The sequence below is a fragment of the Prevotella sp. P3-92 genome (assembly GCF_002251205.1).
Lineage (GTDB): Bacteria > Bacteroidota > Bacteroidia > Bacteroidales > Bacteroidaceae > Prevotella.
In genome coordinates this window covers 1-1,521 of sequence record NZ_NPJE01000006.1, presented here as the reverse complement: position 1 = coordinate 1,521, position 1,521 = coordinate 1, and the positions used below count along the sequence as shown (strand labels likewise).

Annotated in this window: 2 protein-coding genes; both read right to left on the bottom strand. The window is 40.2% G+C overall.

Annotation, left to right across the window (positions count from 1 at the left end; all coding sequences use genetic code 11):
• Window positions 1-200: 200 nt before the first annotated feature.
• Entirely contained in the window at window positions 201-1,010 is an 810-nt protein-coding gene (locus CIK93_RS00845; protein ID WP_254046702.1) for an IS3 family transposase, read from the bottom strand.
• A 50-nt stretch (window positions 1,011-1,060) separates the two neighbouring features.
• On the bottom strand, window positions 1,061-1,468 hold the full coding sequence (locus tag CIK93_RS00840; RefSeq protein ID WP_254046701.1) for a transposase: 408 nt from the start codon (window positions 1,466-1,468) through the stop codon (window positions 1,061-1,063).
• Between the last annotated feature and the right edge of the window lie 53 nt (window positions 1,469-1,521).

Genomic DNA, 1,521 nt, shown 5'->3' with positions numbered 1-1,521 from the left:
TGACTTTAACTGATTCTACTTTACACTTTTCTTGTTATTTTACTAAATTACTTCACTCTCATTTTATTCCTTTACTGAATCACTTTACAATGCAGGAAAAGTGTTACTAAAACGCTTTACATAGCGTTTCCGCATGCAAAGTTACATATAAAACCTTTATCTGCAAAAAATATGCTCAATAATGTTACTGTCCATCTCTACTATGCCACCTTTGTATAGCTTTCACGCTTTTGCGCTGGGGTCATCATTCCGTTGCTCATATGCGGGCGCTTGTTGTTATAGAAATCGACAATGTCCCGTATGATACTACAAGCATCATCTAGATTTTTGGGTCTCTTCATACGGTATAGCCATTCCTGCTTTATGATGCCGTTGACGCGTTCCGCAATGGCATTGTCCGTAGGTTTGTAATCCTCCGTCATGGATATTGACGCATTGACGGACTTCAGCATGTCCACATAGGCATTACTACAATATTGCGAGCCGCGGTCTGAGTGGTGTATCAGCCCGCTCAGGTCTAGACCTTTATTATGTTCTATACCCATCTTAAGAGCTGCTATAGTATTTGAGGCCATTAGAGAATCGGACAGCATCCAGCCTATGATTTCGTGTGTCCACGCATCGGTGACGAGGTGCAGATAAGCTACACCATCATCAGTTTCAATATACGTAATGTCAGCGACCCAAAGTTGATTGGGACGACTAATTACAAGTCCTTTTATTAAGTTCTTGTATTTACGATAGTTATGATTAGAGTTTGTTGTGTGACGCCTACGTTCTGGTTTGAGCATAAGCCCGTTTTTATTGATAATTTTATAGAATTTATCACGGCCAGGCATAACATCAAGAAAGATGTCTTTGAGTATTACAAACATCTTGTAAGCTCCTATTCCAGGAGCCTCGCTACGTAGTTGGCGTGCATGATTAACAATTTTCTTTTCTGTCAGTTCTAACTGGTTACGCTTAGCTTTGCTGACGGAATAATATCCTTCGCGAGTCTTGCCAAACAGTCCACTCAGACAGCCGATACCAGTATCAGCATGTCTGAGCCGAAGGTTGTCTACTGCTTGGCGCCAACTTTTTTTAGCAGGTCTATGCCGTATTGTTCCCTGCCGATTTTCAGCACTTCATTCAATGCCTCGTTGCGAAGTTCCGAATACTCAAGAGCCTTACGCAGACGTGCATTTTCATCTCTTAATCTTTCTGCCTCACTCATAACTTGTTGAGGTCTTGAATCTCTTGCTTTCTTTGCCATAAATACCTGTTTTTCTAGTTCTTGAATATCTGATGGCAAAGATACACATTTATTCATGTATTTCCTCTCCCAAGTGATGATGTTGCTACAGCCGACACCATATTTACGGGCAATTTGGTAATATGATGCACCGCTCTCATAATAATCCTTTAATACACTCAAACGGAATTGATCGTCAAAATGACGAGCTGCTCTACGTTCCTTTTTCATCATTTACACTGTTTTTTAATTGTTAAAACGGTGTAAAGTAAATCTGTATTAAGTCA